Origin of the sequence: Achromobacter sp. GbtcB20 (assembly GCF_019091095.1) — a bacterium.
Classification (GTDB): Bacteria; Pseudomonadota; Gammaproteobacteria; order Burkholderiales; family Burkholderiaceae_B; genus Achromobacter; species Achromobacter mucicolens.
This window is the reverse complement of record NZ_JAGXJZ010000005.1, coordinates 274962-299146: the sequence shown is the minus strand read 5'-3', so window position 1 is coordinate 299146 and position 24185 is coordinate 274962. Positions and strand designations below refer to the sequence as shown.

Annotated in this window: 31 protein-coding genes and 1 tRNA gene; 2 read left to right on the top strand and 30 right to left on the bottom strand. The window is 65.2% G+C overall.

Annotated elements, in window-relative coordinates:
* Positions 1-628 precede the first annotated feature (628 nt).
* The 6 genes from KVT32_RS10465 to petA form a co-directional block, all read right to left on the bottom strand.
* Positions 629-704, bottom strand: a tRNA-Thr gene (locus tag KVT32_RS10465).
* 68 nt (positions 705-772) lie between these two features.
* The gene (locus KVT32_RS10460; RefSeq protein ID WP_062840171.1) at positions 773-1225 is read right to left on the bottom strand and encodes a ClpXP protease specificity-enhancing factor; all 453 of its coding nucleotides are present in this window, start codon (positions 1223-1225) and stop codon (positions 773-775) included.
* A 13-nt stretch (positions 1226-1238) separates the two neighbouring features.
* Positions 1239-1850: a glutathione S-transferase N-terminal domain-containing protein gene (locus KVT32_RS10455; RefSeq protein ID WP_006388039.1), complete on the bottom strand. Its 612-nt coding sequence runs from the start codon at positions 1848-1850 to the stop codon at positions 1239-1241.
* A gap of 151 nt (positions 1851-2001) precedes the next feature.
* Positions 2002-2853, bottom strand: a complete 852-nt coding sequence (locus KVT32_RS10450) for a cytochrome c1 (RefSeq protein ID WP_056320427.1) — start codon at positions 2851-2853, stop codon at positions 2002-2004.
* A gap of 24 nt (positions 2854-2877) precedes the next feature.
* Positions 2878-4266: a cytochrome bc complex cytochrome b subunit gene (locus KVT32_RS10445; RefSeq protein WP_056320424.1), complete on the bottom strand. Its 1389-nt coding sequence runs from the start codon at positions 4264-4266 to the stop codon at positions 2878-2880.
* A 73-nt stretch (positions 4267-4339) separates the two neighbouring features.
* The gene (gene petA, locus KVT32_RS10440) at positions 4340-4981 is read right to left on the bottom strand and encodes a ubiquinol-cytochrome c reductase iron-sulfur subunit (protein ID WP_062840173.1); all 642 of its coding nucleotides are present in this window, start codon (positions 4979-4981) and stop codon (positions 4340-4342) included.
* Between the two features lie 138 nt (positions 4982-5119).
* Here petA and mscL point away from each other — a divergent pair, with 138 nt between their 5' ends.
* Positions 5120-5566 carry a large conductance mechanosensitive channel protein MscL gene (gene mscL / locus KVT32_RS10435; RefSeq protein WP_152383135.1) on the top strand — a complete coding sequence of 149 codons (447 nt, stop codon included), beginning with the start codon at positions 5120-5122 and terminating at the stop codon, positions 5564-5566.
* A gap of 52 nt (positions 5567-5618) precedes the next feature.
* On the opposite strand, the gene KVT32_RS10430 is transcribed toward mscL, so the two are convergent.
* On the bottom strand, positions 5619-6395 hold the full coding sequence (locus KVT32_RS10430) for a Nif3-like dinuclear metal center hexameric protein (protein WP_152383136.1): 777 nt from the start codon (positions 6393-6395) through the stop codon (positions 5619-5621).
* 19 nt (positions 6396-6414) lie between these two features.
* Between KVT32_RS10430 and KVT32_RS10425 the strand changes: the two genes are divergently transcribed.
* Positions 6415-7572 carry a trypsin-like peptidase domain-containing protein gene (locus KVT32_RS10425; RefSeq protein ID WP_217618146.1) on the top strand — a complete coding sequence of 386 codons (1158 nt, stop codon included), beginning with the start codon at positions 6415-6417 and terminating at the stop codon, positions 7570-7572.
* On the opposite strand, the gene KVT32_RS10420 is transcribed toward KVT32_RS10425, so the two are convergent.
* From KVT32_RS10420 to KVT32_RS10310, 23 genes are all read right to left on the bottom strand, one after another.
* Positions 7569-7991 (bottom strand): helix-turn-helix domain-containing protein, encoded by a 423-nt coding sequence (locus tag KVT32_RS10420; protein ID WP_152383138.1) that lies wholly within the window; start codon positions 7989-7991, stop codon positions 7569-7571. The two genes, KVT32_RS10425 and KVT32_RS10420, sit on opposite strands and share 4 nt — an antisense overlap.
* An 87-nt stretch (positions 7992-8078) precedes the next feature.
* Entirely contained in the window at positions 8079-8873 is a 795-nt protein-coding gene (gene tatC, locus KVT32_RS10415) for a twin-arginine translocase subunit TatC (RefSeq protein ID WP_056320409.1), read from the bottom strand.
* Entirely contained in the window at positions 8870-9451 is a 582-nt protein-coding gene (gene tatB, locus KVT32_RS10410; RefSeq protein ID WP_217618145.1) for a Sec-independent protein translocase protein TatB, read from the bottom strand. The genes tatC and tatB overlap by 4 nt, the downstream gene beginning before the upstream one ends.
* A gap of 75 nt (positions 9452-9526) precedes the next feature.
* Positions 9527-9754, bottom strand: coding sequence for a Sec-independent protein translocase subunit TatA (tatA, locus tag KVT32_RS10405; protein ID WP_056320404.1), 228 nt, complete (start codon positions 9752-9754; stop codon positions 9527-9529).
* Positions 9755-9768: 14 nt separating this feature from the next.
* Positions 9769-10137 carry a histidine triad nucleotide-binding protein gene (locus tag KVT32_RS10400; protein ID WP_056320402.1) on the bottom strand — a complete coding sequence of 123 codons (369 nt, stop codon included), beginning with the start codon at positions 10135-10137 and terminating at the stop codon, positions 9769-9771.
* Positions 10138-10154: 17 nt separating this feature from the next.
* Positions 10155-10505 (bottom strand): phosphoribosyl-ATP diphosphatase, encoded by a 351-nt coding sequence (locus KVT32_RS10395; RefSeq protein WP_062840179.1) that lies wholly within the window; start codon positions 10503-10505, stop codon positions 10155-10157.
* Complete coding sequence (gene hisI, locus KVT32_RS10390; RefSeq protein ID WP_056320398.1) at positions 10502-10906, bottom strand: phosphoribosyl-AMP cyclohydrolase; 405 nt, start codon at positions 10904-10906, stop codon at positions 10502-10504. Before hisI ends, KVT32_RS10395 begins: the two co-directional genes overlap by 4 nt.
* Before the next feature lie 2 nt (positions 10907-10908).
* Positions 10909-11730 (bottom strand): imidazole glycerol phosphate synthase subunit HisF, encoded by an 822-nt coding sequence (hisF, locus tag KVT32_RS10385; RefSeq protein ID WP_056320396.1) that lies wholly within the window; start codon positions 11728-11730, stop codon positions 10909-10911.
* Positions 11727-12467 carry a 1-(5-phosphoribosyl)-5-[(5-phosphoribosylamino)methylideneamino]imidazole-4-carboxamide isomerase gene (gene hisA / locus KVT32_RS10380; protein ID WP_006224535.1) on the bottom strand — a complete coding sequence of 247 codons (741 nt, stop codon included), beginning with the start codon at positions 12465-12467 and terminating at the stop codon, positions 11727-11729. The genes hisF and hisA overlap by 4 nt, the downstream gene beginning before the upstream one ends.
* A gap of 56 nt (positions 12468-12523) precedes the next feature.
* Positions 12524-13222 carry an imidazole glycerol phosphate synthase subunit HisH gene (gene hisH, locus KVT32_RS10375; protein WP_062840181.1) on the bottom strand — a complete coding sequence of 233 codons (699 nt, stop codon included), beginning with the start codon at positions 13220-13222 and terminating at the stop codon, positions 12524-12526.
* A gap of 52 nt (positions 13223-13274) precedes the next feature.
* A complete protein-coding gene (gene hisB, locus KVT32_RS10370) occupies positions 13275-13862 on the bottom strand; it encodes an imidazoleglycerol-phosphate dehydratase HisB (protein ID WP_008160445.1) in 588 nt (195 codons plus the stop codon).
* Between the two features lies 1 nt (position 13863).
* Positions 13864-14967 carry a histidinol-phosphate transaminase gene (gene hisC, locus KVT32_RS10365; protein WP_152383140.1) on the bottom strand — a complete coding sequence of 368 codons (1104 nt, stop codon included), beginning with the start codon at positions 14965-14967 and terminating at the stop codon, positions 13864-13866.
* Complete coding sequence (hisD, locus tag KVT32_RS10360) at positions 14964-16268, bottom strand: histidinol dehydrogenase (protein WP_175156358.1); 1305 nt, start codon at positions 16266-16268, stop codon at positions 14964-14966. The genes hisC and hisD overlap by 4 nt, the downstream gene beginning before the upstream one ends.
* Positions 16269-16329: 61 nt before the next feature.
* The gene (gene hisG, locus KVT32_RS10355; RefSeq protein ID WP_056320385.1) at positions 16330-17004 is read right to left on the bottom strand and encodes an ATP phosphoribosyltransferase; all 675 of its coding nucleotides are present in this window, start codon (positions 17002-17004) and stop codon (positions 16330-16332) included.
* Complete coding sequence (murA, locus tag KVT32_RS10350; RefSeq protein WP_217618151.1) at positions 17001-18272, bottom strand: UDP-N-acetylglucosamine 1-carboxyvinyltransferase; 1272 nt, start codon at positions 18270-18272, stop codon at positions 17001-17003. Before murA ends, hisG begins: the two co-directional genes overlap by 4 nt.
* Positions 18272-18517: a BolA family protein gene (locus KVT32_RS10345; RefSeq protein ID WP_056320382.1), complete on the bottom strand. Its 246-nt coding sequence runs from the start codon at positions 18515-18517 to the stop codon at positions 18272-18274. The genes murA and KVT32_RS10345 overlap by 1 nt, the downstream gene beginning before the upstream one ends.
* A 5-nt stretch (positions 18518-18522) precedes the next feature.
* Complete coding sequence (locus KVT32_RS10340) at positions 18523-19335, bottom strand: ABC transporter permease (RefSeq protein ID WP_056320380.1); 813 nt, start codon at positions 19333-19335, stop codon at positions 18523-18525.
* Positions 19332-20144, bottom strand: a complete 813-nt coding sequence (locus KVT32_RS10335) for an ABC transporter ATP-binding protein (RefSeq protein ID WP_056320378.1) — start codon at positions 20142-20144, stop codon at positions 19332-19334. Before KVT32_RS10335 ends, KVT32_RS10340 begins: the two co-directional genes overlap by 4 nt.
* Positions 20145-20319: 175 nt before the next feature.
* Positions 20320-20958 (bottom strand): phospholipid-binding protein MlaC, encoded by a 639-nt coding sequence (locus KVT32_RS10330; RefSeq protein ID WP_056320376.1) that lies wholly within the window; start codon positions 20956-20958, stop codon positions 20320-20322.
* A gap of 37 nt (positions 20959-20995) precedes the next feature.
* Entirely contained in the window at positions 20996-21802 is an 807-nt protein-coding gene (locus KVT32_RS10325) for a VacJ family lipoprotein (protein WP_056320374.1), read from the bottom strand.
* An 81-nt stretch (positions 21803-21883) separates the two neighbouring features.
* Positions 21884-22384: an outer membrane lipid asymmetry maintenance protein MlaD gene (gene mlaD, locus KVT32_RS10320; RefSeq protein ID WP_056320371.1), complete on the bottom strand. Its 501-nt coding sequence runs from the start codon at positions 22382-22384 to the stop codon at positions 21884-21886.
* 12 nt (positions 22385-22396) lie between these two features.
* Positions 22397-23185: a lipid asymmetry maintenance ABC transporter permease subunit MlaE gene (gene mlaE, locus KVT32_RS10315; protein WP_056320369.1), complete on the bottom strand. Its 789-nt coding sequence runs from the start codon at positions 23183-23185 to the stop codon at positions 22397-22399.
* The gene (locus tag KVT32_RS10310) at positions 23182-24018 is read right to left on the bottom strand and encodes an ABC transporter ATP-binding protein (RefSeq protein ID WP_056320366.1); all 837 of its coding nucleotides are present in this window, start codon (positions 24016-24018) and stop codon (positions 23182-23184) included. Before KVT32_RS10310 ends, mlaE begins: the two co-directional genes overlap by 4 nt.
* Positions 24019-24185 lie beyond the last annotated feature (167 nt).

Below are 24185 nucleotides of genomic sequence, written 5' to 3'. Positions count from 1 at the left end.
GTGATGGCCTAGATCAGCAGGCGGGCCGAACGTCAAGCAAAAAATCGGGCGTCAACCCGGCAAAACGAGCCACCGGAGAGGCATGCACGCGTTTTTCACCGTGGTTACATCCGACTTTTTCGCGTAAGTCCTTGATGTCTGGGAGCAATGTTCAATTCATGCCCTCCAAAAAGCTACACGGTTTCCTCCAAAAGTCCCACGGTCTGTAATACTTTTTGTGGGACCTTCCTTTTTCCTTCCTGGCTTCTTAATCTTTTTTCTTTTTAAAAACAAAGAGATAAAAGAGATAAAGACAGGCGGGGAAGAAAAGAAGCGATCCCACGGTTTGGAAAAGTGTTGTGAAAAAACGACCACGGTTTGCCACGGTTTTTTTGTCGAAACCGTGGATCAAAAAGTGATCAATTTTTCCGTAAGTGCTTGATTCCTATAGGGGCGCTTTTGGGTCCCACGGTTTCCCACGGTCCCACGGCATTTCTGCTACCCCTCCCTTGGCGAGAAGGGTGCAGCCCCTGCATATAGATGGTCCCCGGAGGGGGAGCCTCGATTCATGCTTGAGTGGTGTATGCCTAGCCTATTACGCCAATTTCACGCCCAATGCGATGGGAACCCGCATGAATACTAGATGTTCTGGTGCCGGTGAAAGGAATCGAACCCTCGACCTTCTCATTACAAGTGAGCTGCTCTACCAACTGAGCTACACCGGCGATGCGTGCCGGGGCACGCGCAGGGACTGCATTGTAATGAAAAAAATGCAGCCCCTCTCGTGGGGTCGTTATTTGACGATGGTCAGGCGCGGGCGCTTGGGTTCGTCGTCGTCGCCGTCGTCGTCGCCAGGGGCGGGATTGGCGTCAGAGCCTTCCGGAGCGGCGGGGGCCGGCGAGGCGCCCTGGGCGCCGGCTTCGGGCGGCTCGTAGGGCTGGACCTCGAAGCCCATGCCGGCGCCGGTTTCGCGCGCATAGATGGCGCTGACGGCGCCCACGGGAACGTAGACGTTTTCGGTCACGCCGCTGAAGCGGGCCTGGAATTCAATGAATTCGTTGCCCAGCACCAGACGGTTGGTGGCCAGCGTGCCTACGTTCAGCGTGATCTGGCCGTCGCGCACGTGGGCGACGGGCACCATGGTGTGCTCGTCGACCTGCACGGTGATGTACGGCGTGTAGCCGTTATCGGTGCACCATTCGTGCAGTGCGCGGATCAGATACGGTTTGGTCGAAGTTTCACCCATTACACAACCAGCCTTAGCGACGCATCACTTTTTCCGAAGGCGTCAGCGCTTCGATGTAGGCCGGGCGCGAGAAGATGCGTTCGGCGTACTTTTGCAGCGGAGCCGCATTCTTGGGCAGTTCGATGCCGTAGTGGTCCAGGCGCCAGAGCAGCGGTGCGACGGCCACGTCGAGCATGGAGAATTCCTCGCCCAGCATGTACTTGTTCTTGAGCAGCATCGGGGCCAGCTGGGCCAGGCGATCGCGGATGTTCTGGCGAGCGTTGGCGAGCTTCTTTTCGTCGGGCTTGGCGCTGCGGTCTTCCAGCGTCGAGACGTGAACGAAGAGTTCCTTCTCGAAGTTGTAGAGGAACAGACGCGTGCGGGCGCGCATGACCGGGTCGGCGGGCATGAGCTGCGGGTGCGGGAAGCGCTCGTCGATGTACTCGTTGATGATGTTCGACTCGTACAGAACCAGGTCGCGTTCGACCAGAATGGGCACTTGACCGTACGGGTTCATCACCGAGATGTCTTCGGGCTTGTTGTACAGGTCGATGTCGCGGATCTCGAAATCCATACCCTTTTCGAACAACACGAAGCGGCAGCGTTGCGAAAACGGACACGTGGTTCCGGAATAGAGCACCATCATGGCGGTAAGTCCTTTATTGAAAAACGAAAGGCCAGCGCCTAAATCTAGCAGGCGCTGGCCCCAATTGCCAGGCAGGATAGGCGTACGGGCCTATCCGCCTCTTCCGTCCCCGATAGACGGGGTGGCTGGGGAACCTGGCGGGGCGTTACGGTTAGCGCACGTGTTTCCAGTACGAGGCATTCAGGCGCCACGTAACAAAGAAGAACAGGAGCAGGAACAACATGACGCCGACGCCGATGCGGACACGCAGTGTCTGGACGGGCTCGGCCATCCAGGACATGAATGCGGTCAGATCAGCGACGTCGTTGTCGTATGTTGCGGTTTGGGCCGGGTTGGCGGCCTTGAATTTGGCATCGAAGGTGGCATGGCCATGGTGATTGGCTAACGGCTCGGCCTTCACCGTGGCAAAACCCTGTGCATCGTACACCGTTGTGACGCGTTCCCAGGATTTGGGGGCGCCGTCCTTGCCTTCGACCTCGTGGACAGCGACCGTGGTCAGCTCGCGCGGACCCTGTTCCTGCCAGAGGGCATGCGGCATGCCGACCGACGGGAAGACCAGGTTGTTCCAGCCCGTGGCGCGCGACGTGTCGCGGTAGAACGTGCGCAGGTAGGTGTACAGATAGTCGGATCCCGAGGGCCCGGCGTTCACGGATTTGGCGCGGGCGATCACGGACAAGTCCGGGGGCGTCGTGCCAAACCAGGCCTTGGCGTCCTTCGGCGTCATGGCGACGTGCATCATGTCGCCAATCTTTTCGCCGGTGAACAGCAGGCTTGTCTTGATCTGTTCGTCGGTCAGGCCGATGTCCCGGAGCTTGTTGTAGCGCATCGAGGATGCGCTATGACAGTTCAGGCAGTAGTTGACGAACAGCTTGGCGCCGTTTTGCAGCGACGCCATGTCGTTGACGCGGTAAGGCGCCTTGTCCAGCGGATAGCCGCCTCCGGCGGCAAAGGTAGCGGTACACGTGAGCATCAAGGCCACGGCACCAATCAGCTTCTTGATCATGGTTAGTCCGTTATTCTCGTTGGCTCAGTGGGCGTGGAACGTGACGCGGTCGGGCACTTGCTTGAAGGTGCCCAGGCGGCTCCATACCGGCATCAGGAAGAAGAAGGCCAGGTACAGCAGCGTGCCGATCTGCGACGTCAGGTTCAACGGCGGACTGGGCGGCTGCGTACCGATGTAGCCAAGCACCAGGAAGTTGACCATGAAGATGCCGTAGATCCACTTGTGCCACGTGGGGCGGTAGCGGATGGACTTGACCGGCGAATGATCCAGCCAGGGCAGGAAGAACAGGATGACGACTGTGCCGCCCATGGCCACCACACCCCAGAACTTGGCGTCGATGACGCGCAGCAGCACGGCGACGACGATCAGGATGCCGGGGACGGCGATGCGCATGAAGCCCTTCAGGTTGCTCTTGGCAAAGAGCACGATGGCGCCCAGCACCGACGCGCCCGCCAGCACCCACGTGAATTCATCGGTGGTGGCACGGAGCATCGAGTAGAACGGCGTGAAGTACCAGACCGGCGCAATGTGCGGAGGCGTCTTCAGCGAGTCAGCGGGAATGAAGTTGTTGAACTCGAGGAAGTACCCGCCCATTTCCGGGGCGAAGAACACGATGGCTGCGAAGACCAGCAGGAAACCCGCCACGCCCACCAGGTCATGCACCGAGTAGAACGGATGGAACGGGATGCCGTCTTTCGGGCGACCGTACTTGTCCTTCGGGCCCTGCTTGATCTCGACGCCGTCCGGGTTGTTGGAGCCGACTTCGTGCAGCGCCACCAGGTGCGCGGCAACCAGGCCGATCAGCACCAGCGGAATGGCGATGACGTGGAAGGCGAAGAAGCGGTTCAGCGTGGCGTCGGACACGACGTAGTCGCCGCGGATCCAGATGGACAGTTCAGGGCCGATGAACGGGATGGCCGCGAACAGGTTCACGATCACCTGGGCGCCCCAGTACGACATCTGGCCCCAGGGCAGCAGGTAGCCGAAGAACGCTTCGGCCATCAGACAGAGGAAGATCGCGACGCCGAAGATCCACACCAGTTCGCGGGGCTTGCGGTAGGAACCGTAAAGCAGGCCGCGCAGCATGTGCAGGTAAACCACGACGAAGAACATCGAGGCGCCGGTCGAGTGCATGTAGCGCACCAGCCAGCCCCAGGGGACCTCGCGCATGATGTATTCGACGGACTGGAACGCGCGCTCGGCGTCCGGCTTGTAGTGCATGACCAGGAAGATGCCGGTCACGATCTGCAGCACCAGCACCAGAAGCGCCAGCGAGCCAAAGAAATACCAGAAGTTGAAATTCTTGGGTGCGTAATACTCGGACAGATGGGCTTTCCAGGTGGAGGTCACCGGGAAGCGCCGGTCCAGCCAGCCCAACAGGCCTGTCGTCTCGACGGTTTTCTCGCCAGCCATGTAACGGCTCCTTCTCTAATACGTGGCGTATTGTTTTACTTACGTAGATCGGGAAAAAAGCGCGACGCGAGCGTCAGGCCTTGTTGTCTTCATCGACGCCCACGATGATGCGGGTGTCGCTGAGGTACTGGTACGGCGGAACTTCGAGATTATCGGGGGCAGGCTTGTTCTTGAAGACCCGGCCAGCCAGGTCGAACGTGGAGCCGTGGCAGGGACAGAGGAATCCGCCTTGCCAATCCGCGCCCAGACCGCCGCCGCCACCCGTTTCGAAGTGCGCGGTGGGCGAGCAGCCCAGGTGCGTGCAGATGCCGACGCAGACGAAGAGCTCGGGCTTGCGCGAGCGGGCTTCGTTTTCGGCATAGGGAGGAGTGAAGCCGGGCCGCTTGGATTGCGGATCGGCGAGCTGGGAGTCCAGCCCTTTCAGACCGGCGAGCTGCTCGGGCGAGCGGTGGATGATCCACACCGGTTTGCCGCGCCATTCGACCGTTTTCATGGCGCCGACGGGAATGTCGCCGACATCCACCTCAACGGGCGCCCCGGCCGCACGGGCTTTTTCAGAGGGAGAAAACGTGCTCACAAGCGGCACTGCCGTTGCGACACCTGCTACGCCACCCACAGCACAGGCGGTGGTAACCCAGAAACGTCGCGAAGGATCAGGTGGCAGGTTGGGATCAACCGCACCGTCATCGTCATGCACCAGCGTATCCTGACTCATCTTCCTATCCTTGTTGATGCGCCCGCTCAACGAGTAGCATCACTTCTGCGGCATCGGGTTCGCGGGAATATGTAACAACATAGCAACCGCGTATTATAGGCCAGCCTACCCCAGGCGTATCACGAATGGAGCGGATTTATGAGCAAATCGACTGGTTTCGTCAAAGAGTTTCGAGATTTCGCGGTCAAGGGCAACGCGGTCGATCTGGCCGTCGGTGTCATTATCGGCGCGGCCTTCGGCAGGATCGTCGACTCGCTGGTGCGGGACATCATCATGCCGCTCGTCAATTTCATCCTGGGCGGATCGGTCGATTTCTCGAATAAGTTCCTGGTACTGTCCATGCCCGATGGGTATGCCGGGCCGATGAACTACGCGGACCTGACCAAGGCGGGCGCCATCGTCTTCGCGTGGGGCAACTTCCTCACCATCGTCATCAATTTCGTTCTGCTGGCGTTCGTGATCTTCTGGATGGTCAAGGCCATCTACAAGGCCCGCAACAAGCAGGAGGAAGCGCCGGCGCCGGCCAAGACGCCGGAAGACGTGGCCCTGCTGCGCGAGATTCGCGACCTGCTCAAGCGCCCGTAAATGAAAAAGCGTCCTTGAACGGACGCTTTTTTGATTTGAAGGGGCGGTGGGGTCAGGCAGGATTGTCGATATCCACGAATTCGACCTTGACGCCGAAGCGCTCGGCCACGGCCTGCCCCAGCGCCTGCACGCCGTAACGCTCGGTGGCGTGGTGGCCGGCCGCGATGAAGCCGACCCCGGTTTCACGCGCCAGGTGCACCGTGGATTCCGAGACTTCGCCGGTGATGTAGACGCTTGCGCCCGCATCCACGGCGTCGCCCATCATGCCCTGGGCGCCGCCTGTGCACCAGGCGATGGTCGCCAGCGGCTGGTCCGGATCGCCCACGACGAGCGGCGGGCGGCCCAGGCGTTGCGCCACGCGCTCGCCCAACTGGCCCAGGGTCGTCAGGCCGCTGGCCTCGCCCAGCCAGATCAGCCCGTCCTGGCCGCAGGTCAGGGGCGCACCATCGTCGCGCCGCGCAGGGGACAGGCCCAGCACACGCGCCAGCTGCGCGTTGTTGCCCAGCGTGGGGTGCGCATCCAGCGGCAGATGGTAGGCGTACAGATTCAGGTCGTTCTTCAGCGTCAGGGCCATGCGGGTGCGACGGGTGCCGATGACGCGGCGGTCTTCGTTGCGCCACATCCAGCCGTGGTGCACCAGCACCGCATCCGCGCCGCGTTCGACGGCGGCGCGCAGCAATGCTTCGCTGGCCGTCACACCGGTGATAATGTGTCCGACCTCGGATCGGCCTTCCACCTGCATCCCGTTGGGACAGTAGTCCTTGAAACGGGCCGCCTGCAGGGTGTCGTCCAGCCAGCTGGCCAGGACGCGGGAGTCCACTTTATTCATTGCTAGTCCTATCAGAAACATGCGCCGATATTGGCTGATCTTTGCTCAGGCCGTCACGGTCTGCCTGGGTATTCTATTCGTGGTGACGACGTTGCGGCCCGACCTGCTGCGGGTGAACGGGCCCGGCGCGGTCCTGCCGGCCACCGCGGCGTCCGCGCGCGCGCCCGCTGGCGACGTGGGCGCGGTGTCGTACGCGGACGGCGTGGCAAAGGCGGCGCCTTCGGTGGTGAACGTTTTCACGACCAAGCACGTGAACGTGCCGCTGATCCCCCTGCCCGATGACCCGGTGCTGCGCCAGCTCTTTGGCCAGATGCCGGGCGCGAGCCGCCGGGAGGCCTCGACCAGCCTGGGCTCGGGCGTGATCGTGAACGCGGACGGCTACGTGTTGACCAACTATCACGTGGTGCAGGCCGCGGACGCCATCGAGGTGGCGCTGCGCGACGGGCGGCGCGACACGGCCAAGGTCGTGGGCGCGGATCCGGACACGGACCTGGCAGTGCTCAAGTTGTCCAGCCTGCGCGAGCTGCCCGCCGCGACGCTGGCGTCCGACAAAGGCCTGCGGGTGGGCGACGTGGTGCTGGCGATCGGCAACCCGTTTGGCGTGGGTCAGACGACGACGCAGGGCATCGTGTCGGCGCTGGGCCGCAATGGCCTGGGCCTGAATACATACGAGAACTTCATCCAGACCGACGCGGCGATCAACCCCGGCAACTCGGGCGGCGCGCTGGTGGACGCCTACGGCAACCTGGTGGGCATCAATACCGCCATCTATTCGGAATCTGGCGGGTCGATGGGCATCGGGTTTGCAACGCCGATCGAGATTGCGCGCAAGGTGATGGACGATATCGTCAAGACCGGTTCGGTCAAGCGCGGCTGGCTGGGCGTGGAGCCGCAGGACGTGACGCCGGAACTGGCGCGGGCCTTTGCGTTGCCGCGCGACACGACGGGGGTGATCGTCGCCGGCGTCATGCGCGATGGCCCGGGCGCGCGCGGCGGCTTGCGCGTGGGCGACATCGTGCAGTCGGTCAATGGCAAGCGGGTGGCGGACACGACCGGCCTGCTATCGGAGATTGCGCAGTTGCCGCCCGGCCAGCGGGCCGCGCTGGGCATATTGCGCGGCGGCAAGCCCGCGGAGCTGGCGGTGGTGGTGGGTACACGACCGGGCAAGCCGCGCTAGGCGCATTTACGCGCCGCCGCACGGGCGGCGCCGGGGCTGATGCCGGTGCCGGGCTTGTCAGACAGTTCGCGCACCAGGGCCAGGATCAGCCGCTTGGTGCTGTCGGGTTGCGGCGCAAGCCGCGCGCAGATTTCGGCGCAGTAGCCATCGACGCCATTGGCCGCGGCGTCTGGCAGCCGGGGCGCGGGGTTGGCCCCGGGCGCGGCGGCGGGCACCACGCCATCTGTCAGCCACGGCACGCTGGTGCCCAGGGCGTGCGCCAGGCGCACGAGCGTATTGCGGGCGGGCGAATAGCGGTCTTCGCGGGTAAGGATGCGATGAATGCAGGACTGCGGCACGCCCGACAGGCGCGCAAGCTGGTTCTGGCTATGGATGCCGCGCCACCGCATGAGGGTGCGCAGTCTTTGAGAAAGCGACATGACTGCAATGTAGGACTGCGGTCAGAGGCCGACAAGGTAAAACGGTCCGCTTTTATGCGGACCGTCTTGGTGGCTATGCGCCCGGGGTCAGTGGCGTTCGGTCAGGGAGTCCGACGCCGCGTCGTCCTCTGACGCGCTTTCCTTGGGTGTGACCATGCGGGCGCAGATCAGTCCGACCTCGTAGAGCAGGCAAAGCGGCACCGCCAGCATGAACTGGCTGACCACGTCGGGCGGGGTGACCACGGCGGCGATGATGAAGGCGCCCACCACCACGTAGCCGCGCGCGGCCTTCAACTTGGAGAGTTCGACCACGCCCATTTTGACCAGCAGCACGACCGCCACCGGCACTTCGAACGTGATGCCGAACGCCAGGAACATCGTCATGACGAAGCTGAGATAGGCCTCGATGTCCGGCGCCGGCGTGATGGACTGCGGCGCGAACGTGGCGATGAAGTGGAACACCGTGCGAAACACCACGAAATAGCAGAACGCCATGCCCGCGATGAAGAGAAACGTGCTGGAAACGATGAGCGGCAGCGCCAGGCGCTTTTCGTGCCGGTACAGCCCGGGGGCCACGAAGGCCCAGGCCTGATACAGCACCACCGGCAGCGCCAGGATGAACGCGGCCATCATCGTGACCTTGACGGGCACCATGAACGGCGTGATGACGCCGGTCGCGATCATGCGGGTGCCTTCGGGCAGCGAGGCCAGCATGGGCGCGGCCAGCACGTCGTAGATGGCCGACGCGCCGGGATAGATGAAGAGCACGATGAACACCGCCACCACGGCGCCGACAGCGCGCAGCAGACGGGTGCGCAGCTCGACCAGATGGGAGATGAAGGTCTCTTGCTGGCCTTCTTCTTGGGTTGCGTCCTGGGTCACGACGAAGTTCCGGAAGGCGAGACGGGCTTGGCGGCAGGCGCGGCGACGTCAGCCGCGGTCGCGCTGGGCGCCGGGGCGGGTTGTTGTTGGGGGGCGGCCGGGCGCGGGTCGGCGTTGGGCACGGGGGCGGGCTCGGCGGCAGGCAGGTCCAGATCCAGATTGTGGTTCTGGCTGGGCGGGGCGATCGTGCGAGCGGGTTCGGCGGGCGTGTCCGCGGCGGGCACCTGCGTGGCAGTCGCCGTGGCCGGCGAGGCGGGAGCGGCCTTGCCGCTGGCTTCGCGGGCGACTTCGTCCAATTCGGCGCGGAACTGCTGCACGGGTTCCTGCAGCGAGGCGCCGGTCTCGTTCAGCGATTGCTGCACGCCCTGGGCCGCGTCTTCCATTTCAGTCTTGAACTTGCGAAGTTCGTCGAGTTCGATTTCGCGCTGGATATCGGACTTGACGTCATTGACGTAACGCTGCGCGCGCCCCAGCAGGTGACCGACGGTGCGGGCAACCTTGGGCAGGCGTTCGGGGCCGATGACGATCAGGGCGACGACGCCGATCACCATCAGTTCAGTGAGGCTGACATCAAACATTCGACGGCCGCTCGGGAATTGAAGCAATAAGGGCCGGCCCGTTCAGGGCTGGCCCGGAGGGAGACTGGCTGACGCTCAGGAGTTGGACTTTTCCTTGGCCTGCACGTCGATGGTGTCGCCGGCAACGCGCTGCTGCGTGACCGGTTCGGCGGGCTTGTCGCTGTTGGCTTCCTTCATGCCGTCCTTGAAACCCTTGACCGCGCCGCCCAGATCGCCGCCGATGTTGCGCAGCTTCTTGGTGCCGAAAATCAGCGCGACGATGACCAGGACGACCAACCAATGCCAAATGCTGAAACTACCCATGATGATTCTCCGAATTACGCAGTAGGGGCCACGCGCCCTTTCCAGGGACGCGAGCCGCCGATGATGTGGAAATGCAGATGCGGGACTTCCTGGCCGCCTTCGACGCCAGAGTTGATCATGATGCGAAATCCGCCATCGGGGCCCGGACGGCAACCGTTTTCGGCGGCAAGCCGCGGCGCCAACGACATCATTCTACCCAACCAATCTGCGTCCTCGCCCGTAATATCCTGCATGGATGTGACATGACGTCGAGGAATCAGCAGTAAATGGACCGGCGCGGCCGGATTGATATCGTGAAATGCAACAAAGTCCTCGTCCTCGTAGACCTTCTTGGACGGGATGTCGCCGGCGGCGATCTTGCAGAAAAGGCAGTTGTCGCTCATGGGTTTGGTTTCCGTGGTCAGTCCTTCGGGCGGCTTGCCTTTTCCACCAGGCCCGACAGGCCCTCGCGGCGTGCCAGCTCGGCCAGCACGTCTTCAGGCCGCAGGTTGAAATGCGTCAGCGCCACCAGGCAGTGGAACCACAAATCGGCGGTTTCGCTGACGATGCGGTCGGGCACGCCATCCTTGGCGGCCATGACCAGTTCCGTGGCTTCTTCCCCGATCTTCTTCAAAAAGGCGTCGGGGCCCTTGGCCAGCAGCTTGGCCGTGTAGGAAGCCTGGGGATCGCCGCCATTTTGCGGGCGGCGCGTTTCCAGCGTGTCTGCGATGCGCGCCAGGATGTCGGCGGCGGTCAGGGTCTGATCGGTCATTTGTAGATGAGTTCCGGGTCTTTGAGCACCGGATCCACCGTGACCCACGACGCATGGTCGGTCTGGCCTTCCAGGCGGCGGAAAAAGCAGCTGGCGCGGCCGGTGTGGCAGGCGATGCCGCCTTGCTGGTGGACCTTCAGCAGGACCACGTCGCCGTCGCAATCCAGGCGCAGTTCATGCACTTCCTGGACATGGCCGGATTCTTCGCCCTTGCGCCACAGACGCTTGCGCGAGCGCGACCAATAGACCGCGCGGCCGGTGGCGGCCGTTTCGGCCAGCGATTCGCGGTTCATCCAGGCGACCATCATGATCTGGCCGTTTTCGGCGTCTTGGGCGATGGCGGGGATCAGGCCGTTTTCGTCGAAGACGACGTCGGCCATCCAGGCAGGTTCGTTGCTCATGTTCAGTCCAATCGTACGGCGATGCCCTGTTCGGCCATGAAGCGCTTGCACTCGCCGACGGTATGCTGGCCAAAATGGAAGATGCTGGCGGCCAGCACCGCGCTGGCGCGGCCGGTGGTGACGCCGTCGGCCAGATGCTGCAGGTTGCCGACGCCGCCGGAGGCGATGACGGGCACCGGTACCGCGTCCGAGACGGTGCGGGTCAGTTCCAGGTCGAAGCCGGACTTGGTGCCATCGCGGTCCATGCTGGTGAGCAGGATTTCGCCCGCGCCATAAGCGGCCATGCGGCGCGCCCACGCCACGGCGTCCAGGCCGGTGGCCTTGCGGCCGCCGTGCGTGAAGACTTCCCAGCGCGCCGGTTCGCCGGCCGCGGAGACGCGGCGGGCGTCGATGGCCACGACCACGCATTGCGAGCCGTGGTAGTCCGACGCGGCGCGAACCAGGTCGGGATTGGCTACCGCGGCGCTGTTGATGCTGATCTTGTCGGCGCCGGCGTTCAGCAGACGCTGGATGTCGGACACCTGGCGCACGCCGCCGCCCACCGTCAGCGGAATGAAGACCTGCGAGGCCACCTGCTCGATGATGGGCAGGATCAGGTCGCGGCCGTCGCTGGTGGCGGTGATGTCCAGGAACGTGAGTTCGTCGGCGCCCTGCTCGTTGTAGCGGCGGGCGATCTCGACGGGGTCGCCCGCGTCGAGCAGGTTGACGAAGTTCACGCCCTTGACGACGCGGCCGGCCGTGACGTCAAGGCAGGGAATGATGCGGCGGGTCAGCGCGTTGTGCATGGTCGCGCCGGCCCCGGGGGTGCTGCTGGATGTGGTCATTTTGCCAATTCGTCGGCGCGCGCCTGCGCGGCCTGGAAGTCGAGCGTGCCTTCGTAGATGCTGCGGCCCAGGATGGCGCCTTCGACACCCTCTTCCTCGACGGCGCACAGCGCCTCGATGTCCTGGATGCCGGCGATGCCGCCCGAGGCGTACACGGGAATGCGCACGTGCTGGGCCAGGCGTACGGTGGCTTCGACGTTGACGCCCGACAGCATGCCGTCACGGCCGATGTCGGTGTAGATGATGGCTTCGCAGCCGTAGTCTTCGAATTTCTTGGCCAGATCCAGCACGTCGTGGCGGGTCAGCTTGCTCCAGCCATCGGTGGCGATCTTGCCGTCGCGGGCGTCCAGGCCGACGATGATCTGGCCGGGGAAAGCGCCGCAGGCGTCCTGCAGGAAGCCCGGATTCTTGACGGCGGCCGTACCGATGATGACGTAGGAGATGCCGGCGTCGAGGTAGCGCTCGATGGTGTCCAGGTCACGGATGCCCCCGCCGATCTGGACGGGAATGTCGTCGCCGACGGCGTCCAGGATCGCCTTGATGGGCGCTTCGTTCTTGGGCTTGCCGGCAACGGCGCCGTTCAGGTCGACCAGATGCAGGCGGCGGGCGCCCTGGTCAAGCCAGCGGGTGGCCATGGCGGCGGGGTCTTCGGAGAACACCGTTGCATCGTCCAGGTCACCCTGGCGCAGGCGCACGCAACGCCCGTCTTTGAGATCGATGGCGGGGATCAGCAGCATGGTTGGCAGCGAGAAAAAAAATGGGGTTGAACGGGCTGGCGCACGGGGCTCGGGGCCTACGGCTGCCAGTCTACAAAATTGCGATACAGGCGCAAACCGTGCTCGGCGCTCTTTTCGGGGTGGAACTGCACCGCGAAAATGTTAGCTGCCGCCACCGCGCAGGTAAAGGTGACGCCATAATCGGTTTCACCAACCGTCAGGCCCGGATCGGCCGGATCGGCGTAATAACTATGGACGAAGTAGAAGTGCGAGTCGTCCGGAATGCCTTCCCAGATCGGGTGAGACCGGGTGTGGCGGACCTTGTTCCAGCCCATGTGCGGCACCTTCAGGCGCTCGGGGCGGGTGTCCGCCAGACCTGCCGCGCCCGTGTCGGCCAGGCAGGCTTCGTCGTCGGCGGGGATCAGGTCGGCAAAGCCGGGGCCGGAAAAGCGGCGCACGACGCCCGGGAACAGGCCCAGGCAGGTGGTGGCGCCTTCTTCGCTGGCGTCGAACAGCATCTGTTCGCCCACGCAGACGCCCAGCAGGGGCTTTTCGCGGGCGGCGCGCACGACGGCGTCGCGCAGTCCGGATTCGTTCAGGGTGCGCATGCAGTCCGCCATCGCGCCCTGGCCCGGAAACACCACGCGGTCGGCGGCGGCGATTTCCTGGGGTTGGTTGCAGATGCGGATGTCGGCGTCAGGCGCGGCGTATTTCAGGGCGCGTGCGACGGAATGGAAATTGCCCATTCCGTAGTCGACGATGGCGATAGTGGTCACTTCTGTCTGCCTGGTGCGGTGCGAAGGGGATGGCTTGCCTGGGTTGCGTACCTTACAGCACGCCCTTGGTGGACGGCACGACGTCGCCCATGCGCGGGTCGACTTCCAGCGCCATGCGCAGCGCGCGGCCACAGGCCTTGAACACGGTTTCCGCCTGATGGTGCGAGTTGAAGCCGCGCAGGTTGTCGATGTGCATCGTGATCAGCGCGTGATTGACCAGGCCCTGGAAGAATTCGCGCGTGAGGTCCACATCGAAGCTGCCGATGTGCGAGCGCGTGAACGGGATGTGATATTCCAGGCCGGGACGGCCGGAGAAGTCCACCACCACGCGCGACAGCGCTTCGTCCAGCGGCACGTAAGCGTGACCGTAGCGGCGCAGGCCGGCCTTGGTGCCCGCGGCCTTGGCGATGGCCATGCCCAGCGTGATGCCCACGTCTTCCACCGTGTGATGCGCGTCGATGTGCAGGTCGCCTTCGGCCTTGATGTCCAGGTCGATCAGGCCGTGACGCGCGATCTGGTCCAGCATGTGATCCAGGAAGGGCACGCCCGTGTCGATCGTCTGCTTGCCGGTGCCATCCAGGTTGATGGCCACGCGGATGCGGGTTTCGTTGGTGTTGCGGGTGATTTCTGCGGTACGCATGTTAAGCACTCAAGATCTCTTGCAGGGCGGATAGCAAGGCGGCGTTCTCGGCCGGGGCGCCCACCGAGATGCGCAGGCAGTTGGCCAGCAGCGGGTGGGCATTGGAGAAGTTGCGAATCAATATTTTGCGCGTTTTCAGGGCAAGATGCACGGCGTTGCCGTCGAGCTTGCCGGAAAAGCGGGCCAGAATGAAATTGGCCGCGGAAGGGAATACCCTGACGCCGGGCAATTGCGCCAGCGCCGCGGCCAGCGGTTCGCGGTCGGCGCGCAGCCGGGCCGCCTGTTCGTCCAGCACGGCCTTGTGCCGCAGCACGGCCTGCAGCGTGGCCTGCGTCAGCACGTTCAGGTTGTAGGGCGGGCGCACCTTGTTCAGCTCGGCGATCCAGGCCGGATCGCCGGCCAGGTAGCCAAAGCGCAGCCCCGCCAGGCCGATCTTGGACACGGTGCGCATGACGACCACGTTGGGCGCCTCCAGCACGCGCGGCATCCAGGTGTAGTCCGCGAACGGCTGGTAGGCCTCGTCGATCACCACGAGCCCTGGCGCGGCCTGGATAATGGCGTCCACGTCCTCGCGCGACCAGAGACCGCCCGTGGGATTGTTGGGCGTGGCCAGGAACACCAGCTTAGGCTGATGCTGGCCGATGGCCGCCAGCATGGCCGGCAGGTCCAGGGTCAGGTCATCGGTCAGCGGCACGCCCACGAAACGCGCGTGGTCAAAACGCGCGGCCATGTCGAAGTACACGAACGACGGCCAGGGCGACAGCACCACGTCGCCCGGATTGCAGCACGCCTGGACCATCAGGTGGATGAGCTCGTCCGAGCCGTTGCCAAACAGCACGTCCGCGCCATCGGGCACGCCGAAGGCCGTCTTGACGGCGGCTTGCAGCGCGGAGAGATCCGCGGACGGATAGCGGTTCAGCGGCGTGTCGCGGACGGCGCGCGCGATGTCATCGCGCACGGCTTCGGGCAACTCGTACGGGCATTCCATGGCGTCCAGCTTGATGCAGCCTTCGGCATGGGCAACGGGGTACGCCGCCAGCTCGCGGATGTCGGCGCGGATGGTGTCTTTGATGCGGCCGGCGACGCCCGCCGGTCCCGCGCTCATGCCTTGTCGACCCGGTACTGGGCGCTTGCGGCATGCGCCTGCAAGCCCTCGCCCAGCGCCAGTTCGGCGGCGATGCGTCCCAGCGTCTGGGCGCCGGCGTGCGAGACCTGGATCAGGCTGGAACGCTTCTGGAAGTCATACACGCCCAGCGGCGACGAGAAGCGCGCGGTGCGCGAGGTGGGCAGCACGTGGTTCGGGCCGGCGCAGTAGTCGCCCAGGGCTTCCGAGCTGAAGCGGCCCATGAAGATGGCGCCGGCGTGGCGGATGCGGGCGGTCCAGACCTCGGGCTGCTCGGTGGAGATTTCCAAATGCTCGGGGGCGATGTCGTTGGCGATCTGGCAGGCTTCTTCCAGGTCGCGCACCAGGATCAGCGCGCCGCGGTTGGCCAGGCTGACGCGCAGGATGTCGGCGCGCGGCATGGTGGGCAAGAGGCGGGCGATGGCCGCTTCGACCTCTTCGATGAAGGCGGCGTCGGGACAGAGCAGGATGGACTGGGCGAGCTCGTCGTGCTCGGCCTGCGAGAACAGGTCCATCGCGATCCAGTCGGCCGGCGTCTTGCCGTCGCAGATGACCAGGATTTCGCTGGGGCCGGCGATCATGTCGATGCCGACCACGCCGAACACGCGGCGCTTGGCGGCCGCGACGTAGGCATTGCCCGGGCCGACGATCTTGTCGACGGCCGGCACGGTGCCGGTGCCATACGCCAGCGCACCCACGGCCTGCGCGCCGCCGATGGCGAACACGCGGTCCACACCGCCGATGGCGGCGGCAGCCAGCACGATGGGGTTGCGCACGCCGTCCGGCGTGGGGGTGACCATGACCAATTCCTGCACGCCCGCGACCTTGGCCGGAATGGCGTTCATCAGCACGGACGACGGATACGCGGCTTTGCCGCCGGGCACGTACAGGCCCACGCGGTCCAGCGGCGTGACCTGCTGGCCAAGCAGCGTGCCGTCGGCTTCGGTGTAGGTCCAGGTCTCGGCGCGCTGGCGCTCGTGGTAGGCGCGCACGCGGTCGGCGGCGGCTTCCAGCGCATTGCGCTGCGCGGCCGGCAATCCGGCCAGGGCCGCATGCCAATCGGCCTTGGGGATCTCCAGCGTATGCGCTGCCGCGTCCGGCATGCGGTCGAACCGCTGCGTGTATTCCACCAGCGCGGCGTCGCCGCGGGTGCGCACGTCGGCCAGGATGCTGGCGGCGGCGCGGTCGATGGATTCGTCCTCGGTGGCCTCGAAGGCCAGCAGCTTGGACAGGGCGGATTTGAATCCGGGATCGCGGGAGTCGAGACGATTGATCAGGGCCATGGCGTCATGGAGCAAAGCAGGTAACGGTATCGGCCGCCGCGCCGGGCGCGGCGGGCGGGAGTCAGACGTTGCGGGAGGCCGCTCTTGCGAAGGCGTCCAGCAGCGGCTGCAGGCGGTCGCCGCGGGTTTTCAGGGCGGCCTGGTTGACGATCAGGCGCGACGAGATCGGCATGACGTCTTCCACGGCGACCAGGTCGTTGGCGCGCAGCGTGCCGCCGGTGGACACCAGGTCGACGATGCAATCGGCCAGGCCGACGAGCGGCGCCAGTTCCATCGAACCATACAGCTTGATGATGTCCACGTACACACCCTTGGCCGCGAAGTGTTCACGGGCTGACTGCACGTACTTGGTGGCCACGCGCAGGCGCGCGCCCTGGTGGACCGCGGCGTCGTAGTCAAAGCCGTTGCGCACGGCCACGGCCAGGCGGCACTTGGCGATGTTCAGGTCGATGGGCTGGTACAGGCCGCCGGGCTGTTCCTTGGCGTGCTCGATCAGCACGTCCTTGCCCGCGATGCCCAGGTCGGCCGCGCCGTACTGCACGTAGGTGGGCACATCCGAGGCGCGCACGATGATCAGGCGCAGGCCGGGATCGCTGGTGGGCAGGATGAGCTTGCGCGAGCTTTCGGGGTTCTCGGGGACTTCGATGCCGGCTTCCGCCAGCAACGGCATGGTCTCTTCGAAGATGCGGCCCTTGGACAGCGCCAGGGTCAGGGGGGTGACGGAGGCATTGCTCATTGAGCCTGTTCCTTGCCGGTAACTCGTTGGATATCCGCGCCCAGGGCGCGCAGTTTCACTTCCATCTGATCGTAGCCGCGATCCAGGTGGTAGATGCGGTCGACCAGCGTATCGCCATCGGCGGCCAGGCCGGCGATGACCAGGCTGGCCGAGGCGCGCAGGTCGGTCGCCATGACCGTTGCGCCGGACAGGCGCGGCACGCCGCGCACGACAGCGGTGTGGCCGTCGATGTCGATCTGGGCGCCCATGCGGCGCAGTTCCTGCACGTGCATGTAGCGGTTCTCGAAGATGGTCTCGACGATGACCGACGTGCCGTCGGCCACGGTGTTCAGCGCCATCAGCTGGGCCTGCATGTCGGTGGCAAAGCCCGGGTATTCGTGCGTGCGGAAACCCACGGCCTTGGGGCGCTTGTCCATCGCGCCGCGGATCCAGCCGGGACCGGTCTCGATGGTCAGGCCCGCTTCGGTCAGCTTGTCCAGCGTGGCGCCCAGGATGTCGGCATCCGCGTTCTTGAGCAGGATGTCGCCGCCGGCCGCGCCCACCGCGCACAGGAAGGTGCCGGCTTCGATGCGGTCCGAGATGACGCGGTGTTCGGCGCCATGCAGGCGCTCGACGCCGTCGATCACGATGCGGTCGGTGCCGTGGCCCTGGATGCGGGCGCCCATCTTGATGAGCAGTTCCGCCAGGTCCACCACTTCGGGCTCGCGCGCGGCGTTTTCCAGCACGGTGCGGCCCTCGGCCAGCACGGCGGCCATCAGCAGGTTTTCCGTGCCGGTGACCGTGACCATGTCGGTGCGGATGGAGGCGCCCTTCAGGCGCTTGGCGCGCGCCACCACGAAGCCGTGCTCGATGCTGATTTCAGCACCCAGCGCGGCAAGGCCCTTGATGTGCTGGTCGACCGGCCGCTGGCCGATGGTGCAGCCGCCAGGGAGGCTGACGCGGGCCTCGCCGAACCGCGCGACCAGCGGGCCCAGCACCAGGATCGAGGCGCGCATCGTCTTGACCAGGTCGTACGGCGCTTCCAGGCTGTCGACGTTGCCGGCCTGCAGCGTGACGATGCCGTCGTCGGCGCGTTCGGCGCGCACGCCCATGCGGGCCAGCAGGCGCAGCATGGTGCCGGTGTCGTTCAGGCGCGGCACATTGGACAGCACCAGCGTGTCGGCGGTCAGCAGACCCGAGCACAGGATCGGCAGGGCCGAGTTCTTGGCGCCGGAAATCGAGATCTCGCCATGCAGCCGCGCGCCGCCGGTAATGCGAAGCTTGTCCATCATTCGCCCGCTTTCTGGTATTCGGCGGGGGTCAGGGTGCGCATCGACAGGGCGTGGATCTCGGCTTTCATGCGGTCGCCCAGCGCGGCGTAGACGAGCTGGTGGCGCTGGATCAGGCGCTTGCCTTCGAAGGCCGTGCTGACGATGACGGCGTCGAAATGCGACCCGTCGCCCTGCACGTCGAGATGTTCACAGGGCAGGCCGTCAGCGATGTATTGGCGGACTTGCGCGGGAGTGGGAAGCATGGACGTCAGTTCCTGAGTTTGTAGCCGCTGGCCAGAAGCCGCAGCGCGTAAGCGGAGAGCGCAAGGAACACCGCCGTCACCACCGCCAGGCTGTGCCAGGGCGAGACGTCCGACACCGAGAAGAATCCGTAGCGGAATCCGTCGATGGTGTAGAAGATGGGGTTCCAGTGCGAGACGCTTTGCCAGAACGGCGGCAGCGTATGGATGGAATAGAACACGCCGGACAGGAAGGTGGCCGGCATGATCAGGAAGTTCTGGAAGGCCGCGAGCTGGTCGAATTTTTCGGACCACAGGCCCGCGACCAGTCCCAGCGTGCCCATGATGCCGCACGCCATCACTGCAAAGACCAGCACCCACAGCGGATGCGCGGGCGCCAGCGGCACGAAGAACAGCGCCACGGCCCACACGCACAGGCCGACCGCCAGACCCCGCGCGATCGCGGCCAGCACGTAGGCGCCGAAGATGTCCCGGTGCGACAGCGGCGGCAGCAGCATGAACACCAGGTTGCCGGTGATGCGGCTCTGGATGAGCGACGAGGACGGATTGGCGAACGCGTTCTGCAGCATGCTCATCATCATGAGCCCGGGGATCAGGAACGACGTGTAGGGCACGGTGCCGTACACCGTGACGCGCCCTTCCAGCACATGCGCGAAGACCAGCAGGTACAGCAGCGCGGTGATGACGGGCGCGGCGATGGTCTGGAAGCTGACCTTCCAGAAGCGCAGCAATTCCTTGCGCAGCAGGGTCGGAAAGCCGGAGCCGGCGTCCAGGCGGGGCTGCACCAGCGGCTGGCCGGCAGGCGTGGCGGGCTGGGTCATGATGAGATCTCTTCGGGTTGCAGGGCGCGCGCGCCGGGCTCGTCGTCCTGGTGCATGATGCGCACGAAAGCGTCTTCCAGGTCCACGCCGCCCACGCGGGCAAGCAGCGCCTGGGTGGTGTCCAGCGCCACGACACGCCCGCCCTTGAGCATGGCGATGCGGTTACAGAGCGCCTCGGCCTCTTCCAGGTAGTGCGTGGTGAGCATGATGGTGTGGCCGGCCTTGTTCAGCCGCGAAATGAACTCCCACAGCGTGCGGCGCAGGTCCACGTCCACGCCCGCGGTCGGCTCGTCCAGCACGATGACCGGCGGGCGGTGCACCAGCGCCTGCGCCACCAGCACCCGGCGCTTCATGCCGCCGGACAGTGCCCGCATGTTGGAATTGGCCTTGTCGGCCAGGCCCAGGTTGAACAGGATCTCGTCGATCCAGTCGTCGTTCTTGCGCAGGCCGAAGTATCCGGACTGGATGCGCAGCGTCTCGCGCACGGTAAAGAACGGGTCATAGACCAATTCCTGCGGCACGACGCCCAGCGCCCGCCGCGCCGACTTGTAGTCGGCCACGACGTCGTAACCACAGACGGTGGCGCGGCCCGAGGTGGCGTGCGCGAGGCCCGCCAGGATGGAGATGAGCGTGGTCTTGCCCGCGCCGTTGGGACCGAGCAGGCCGAAGAACTCGCCGTGCTCGATGTTCAGGCTGACGTTGTCCAGCGCCTGAAAGCCGGGCCGGGGCGCGCGCCCGAGCAGTTTCTGCCAGCCGCGCTGGCGCGGCGAGTAGATCTTGGAGACGTTTTCTAGGCTGACGGCAGACATGACGGGGGGAGATGGCCCGGAAAGAGCGAATTGACCATTATATAAGCGCGGTGCGGCAGGAGCCCTGATGGCCCCGGTGGCAAAGGGGACGCCCCGCTTGCTGCGTCCCCAAAAACAATCGGCCCGGCGGCCCCCCGAGGGGACGCGCCGGGCCGAGCTGAGCCTGAACGGGTCTTTACTTGTTGCGCTGGTTCAGCGCCTGGATCAGACCGTCGATGCCGTTCTGGTTGATCTGCTGGGCGAACTGGTTGCGGTAGTTCTCGATCAGCCAGATGCCTTCGACGTTCATGTCGTAGATCTTCCAGCCCTGCGGGGTCTTTTCCAGGCGGTAGTCCACGCCCACCGGCTGGCTGTTGGACTGGCTGATCAGCGTGCGCACGACCACGTCGTCGGCCTTGGGATCGCCGCGGAACGGCAGGCCGGTGATGGTGGTGCTGGACGTGACGCGGGTCAGCGCGCCGCTGTACGTGCGGATCAGCGTGCCGCGAAAAGCCTCGGCCAGCGCCGTTTTCTGCTGGTCGGAGGCCTGGCGCCAGTAGCGGCCGGCGGCCAGGCGCGTCGTCTTCTGGAAGTTGACGTACGGCAGAATGTGCTGGTCGACGACCTGGTTGATGCGGGCGGTGTTGCCGGCCCGGACCGCGCCGTCAGCCTTCAGGACATCCAGGGCCTCGTTGGCGGCAGCCAGCACGAATTGTTCGGGCGGGCCATTGGGATCCGGCTTGGCTTGTGCGGCCGACGCGGCCGTGGCGGCGGACAAGCCCAGCAGGCCCGCGAACATCAGCCGCTGCAACAGGGAGGGAACGGAAAATCGCATCAAATCTCCTTCAGTACCGAAAGCGCAATCCGACAGCTTACTTGTTCGCGGGTTGCGGTGCAGGCACGGGGGCCGGCGCGGGGGCGGCGGGGGCGTCGTCGCCGTCGTCTTCGTAGTTGGGCAGCGAGCCTTCGTCATCCACGCGATGGCCCAGGACCATGGCGGCGCGGCGTTGCAGGAAGGCGTCCCGCACGAAGCTGTACGGGTCCAGCGCCACGCGGTCGATGGTGTCGGTCGTGTCGAGCAGGTTGGCGCGCGTATCGACGATGCGCAGGCCCCACAGCGAATTGCGCAGGCGGACGTTGTCGATCGAGTCCACGCCCATGTAGCCGTAGGTGGTGCCGTACAGGTCGCCGACCAGGCCGACGCCATCACGCACGCTGGAGGCGCCGAAGAACGGCAGCACCAGGTACGGACCCTGGCTGAAGCCCCAGACGCCGAGCGTCGTGCCGAAATCGTTGGGGATCTTGCGCGCGCCATTGGCCGAGGCGACGTCAAAGCAGCCGCCCACGCCCATGGTCGTGTTGAACAGGAAGCGGCCCAGCGTGTTCACGAAGTCGTGGCCGCGGCCCTGCAGGAAGCTGTTGGTGCCGGACCACAGGTCGCCGACGTTGCTGAAGATGTTGTGGATGCAACTGCGCACGGGCTGCGGCGTCACGAACGTGTAGGCCTGCGCGACCGGCTTGAACACCGCGCGGTCGACCGTGTCGTTGAATTGGTAGACACCGCGGTTGAAGCCTTCCCAGGGGTCGCGCGGATCCGGATTCTTGGGTGCGGCGCAGCCGGCCATCAGCGCGCCCGCCGCTGCGACGGTGGCAATTCGGGAAATAGCTTTCTTATTCATGATCCGGGTATCCCTATCAACATTCTTTTGTTATCGCGACCGCGAGACGCAGCGTAGTAACGGCTTGTTTGTGCCGGGCCTTTAATCCTGCGCCTTGGGAGCGCCTTCCGGCGCGGCGGTCGTGCCCTGCTTTTCCGCCGACCCGTACAGGAATTGGCTGATCAGCTGCTCCAGGACCACGGCGCTTTGTGTATAGCGGATTTTTCCGCCGTCGGTAAAGTTATCTTCCTCGCTTCCGGCGGTCAGGCCCAGGTATTGCTCGCCCAGGAGGCCCGAGGTCAGGATGGCGGCCGACGAGTCCTTGGGGAACTGGTATGCCGTTTCCAGATCGACCGAAACGATGGCCTGGAAGGTCTTGTCGTCGAAGGAAATGTTCGTGACCCGGCCCACCACCACGCCGGCGCTCTTGACCGGCGCGCGCACCTTGAGGCCGCCTACGTTATCGAAGTTGGCGGTCACGGTATAGGTCGGGGCAAAGGAAAAGGTGCTCAAGTTGCCGGCGCGCAACGCCAGGAATCCAAGCGCGATCGCGCCGAGCAATACAAACAGGCCTACCCAGAAGTCGGTTTTTTCGCGTGACATGATCGATCCGTATCAATTTCCAAACATCAAGGCGGTGAGCAGGAAGTCCAGCCCCAGCACCGCCAGCGAGCCCACGACCACGGTGCGCGTGGTGGCGCGGGCAACGCCTTCGGGGGTGGGCTTGGCCTGCCAGCCTTCGTAGAGCGCCACCAGCGTCACCGTGACGCCGAAGACGACGCTCTTGATGACGCCGTTGGCGACGTCTTTCCATACATCGACGCCGTTCTGCATCTGCGACCAGAAGGCGCCGGCGTCCACGCCGATGAGCAGCACGCCCACGACCCAGCCGCCCAGGATGCCCACCATGGAGAACACCGCGGCCAGGATGGGCATGGCGATGATGCCGCCCCACAGGCGCGGCACGAGCACCCGGCGTATCGGGTCCACGGCCATGACTTCCATGGCCGACAGTTGTTCACCCGCTTTCATCAGGCCGATCTCGGCCGTGAGCGAGGTGCCGGCGCGGCCCGCAAAGAGCAGCGCGGTGACCACCGGCCCCAGCTCGCGCACCAGCGACAGGGCCACCAGCAGGCCCAGGGCCTCTTCGGAGCCGTAGCGGTTCAGCGTGTAGTAGCCCTGCAGGCCCAGCACGAAGCCCACGAACATGCCGGAGACGGCAATGATCAGGAGCGAATAATTGCCGATGAAGTGGACCTGCTGCGACACCAGGCGCGGGCGGGACAGCGCGATGCCGCTGCGCGCCAGCATGGCGCCAAAGAACCGGGTGAAATAGCCGATGCCGGCGACGTGGGAACGCACCCATTGGCCCAGCACGGCGATGGCGTTGTTGGATCCGCTCATGCTTTGCGCCCTTTCTGTTGCGACAGCCACTTCTGGAAGGCGGGAGTTTCGGGATATTGGAATGCGACCGGGCCGTCCGGCTGGCCTTTCAGGAATTGCTGGACATAGGGGTCCGGCGAGGCCGCGAGCATCTGCGGCGTGCCGGCGGCGGCGAGCTGGCCGCGGCCCACCAGGTAGACCTGGTCTGCAATGGCAAAGGATTCCTGCACGTCGTGGGTGATCAGCACCGAGGCGCAACCCAGGCGGTCGGCAAGGCTGCGGATCAGGCGGGCGGTGATGCCCAGCGAGATCGGGTCCAGCCCCGCGAAGGGTTCGTCGTACAGGATCAGTTCGGGTTCCAGGACCACGGCGCGGGCCAGCGCCACGCGCCGGGCCATTCCGCCCGAGATTTCCGAGACCTTCAGGTGGGCGGCGGCGCGCAGGCCAACGGCATCCAGCTTGTCGAGCACGCGGTCGGTGAGTTCGGCCTCGGGCAGGCGCGTGTGCTCGCGCAGGGGAAAGGCCACGTTCTCGAACACGTTCAGGTCGGTGAACAGCGCGCCCTGCTGGAACAGCACGCCCATGCGCTTGCGCAGGGCTTGCACTTCCGAGCGGGAGGCAGCGCCGATATCCTGGCCGAACGCCAGGACGCGGCCCTGCTGGGCGGTGATCTGGCCGGTGGCCGCGCGCAGCAGCGTGGTCTTGCCGGAACCCGACCCTCCCATGACTGCCACCACCTGGCCCGCCCGGACGTCCATGGAAATATCGCGCAAGACGGTGAAATCACCGTAGCCAAGCGCCACACCTTCCAGGCGCAGGGCGAATTCCGGGGTGCTGCTGGTTTGAGCGGGCATGGGCAACGAAAGGGAGTTTCGGCGGCGGAGCTTGCCGTGCTGTCCTGCCGGCAAGCGGGCCGGAGAACCTGGCCGGCGCGGGCAAGACAGGCTGCGTCGGGAAGCGCCCTGTTACTCAGATGCCGGGGACGAGCTCAAGCGTCGGCTCCCGGCGGCGAGGCGCCATT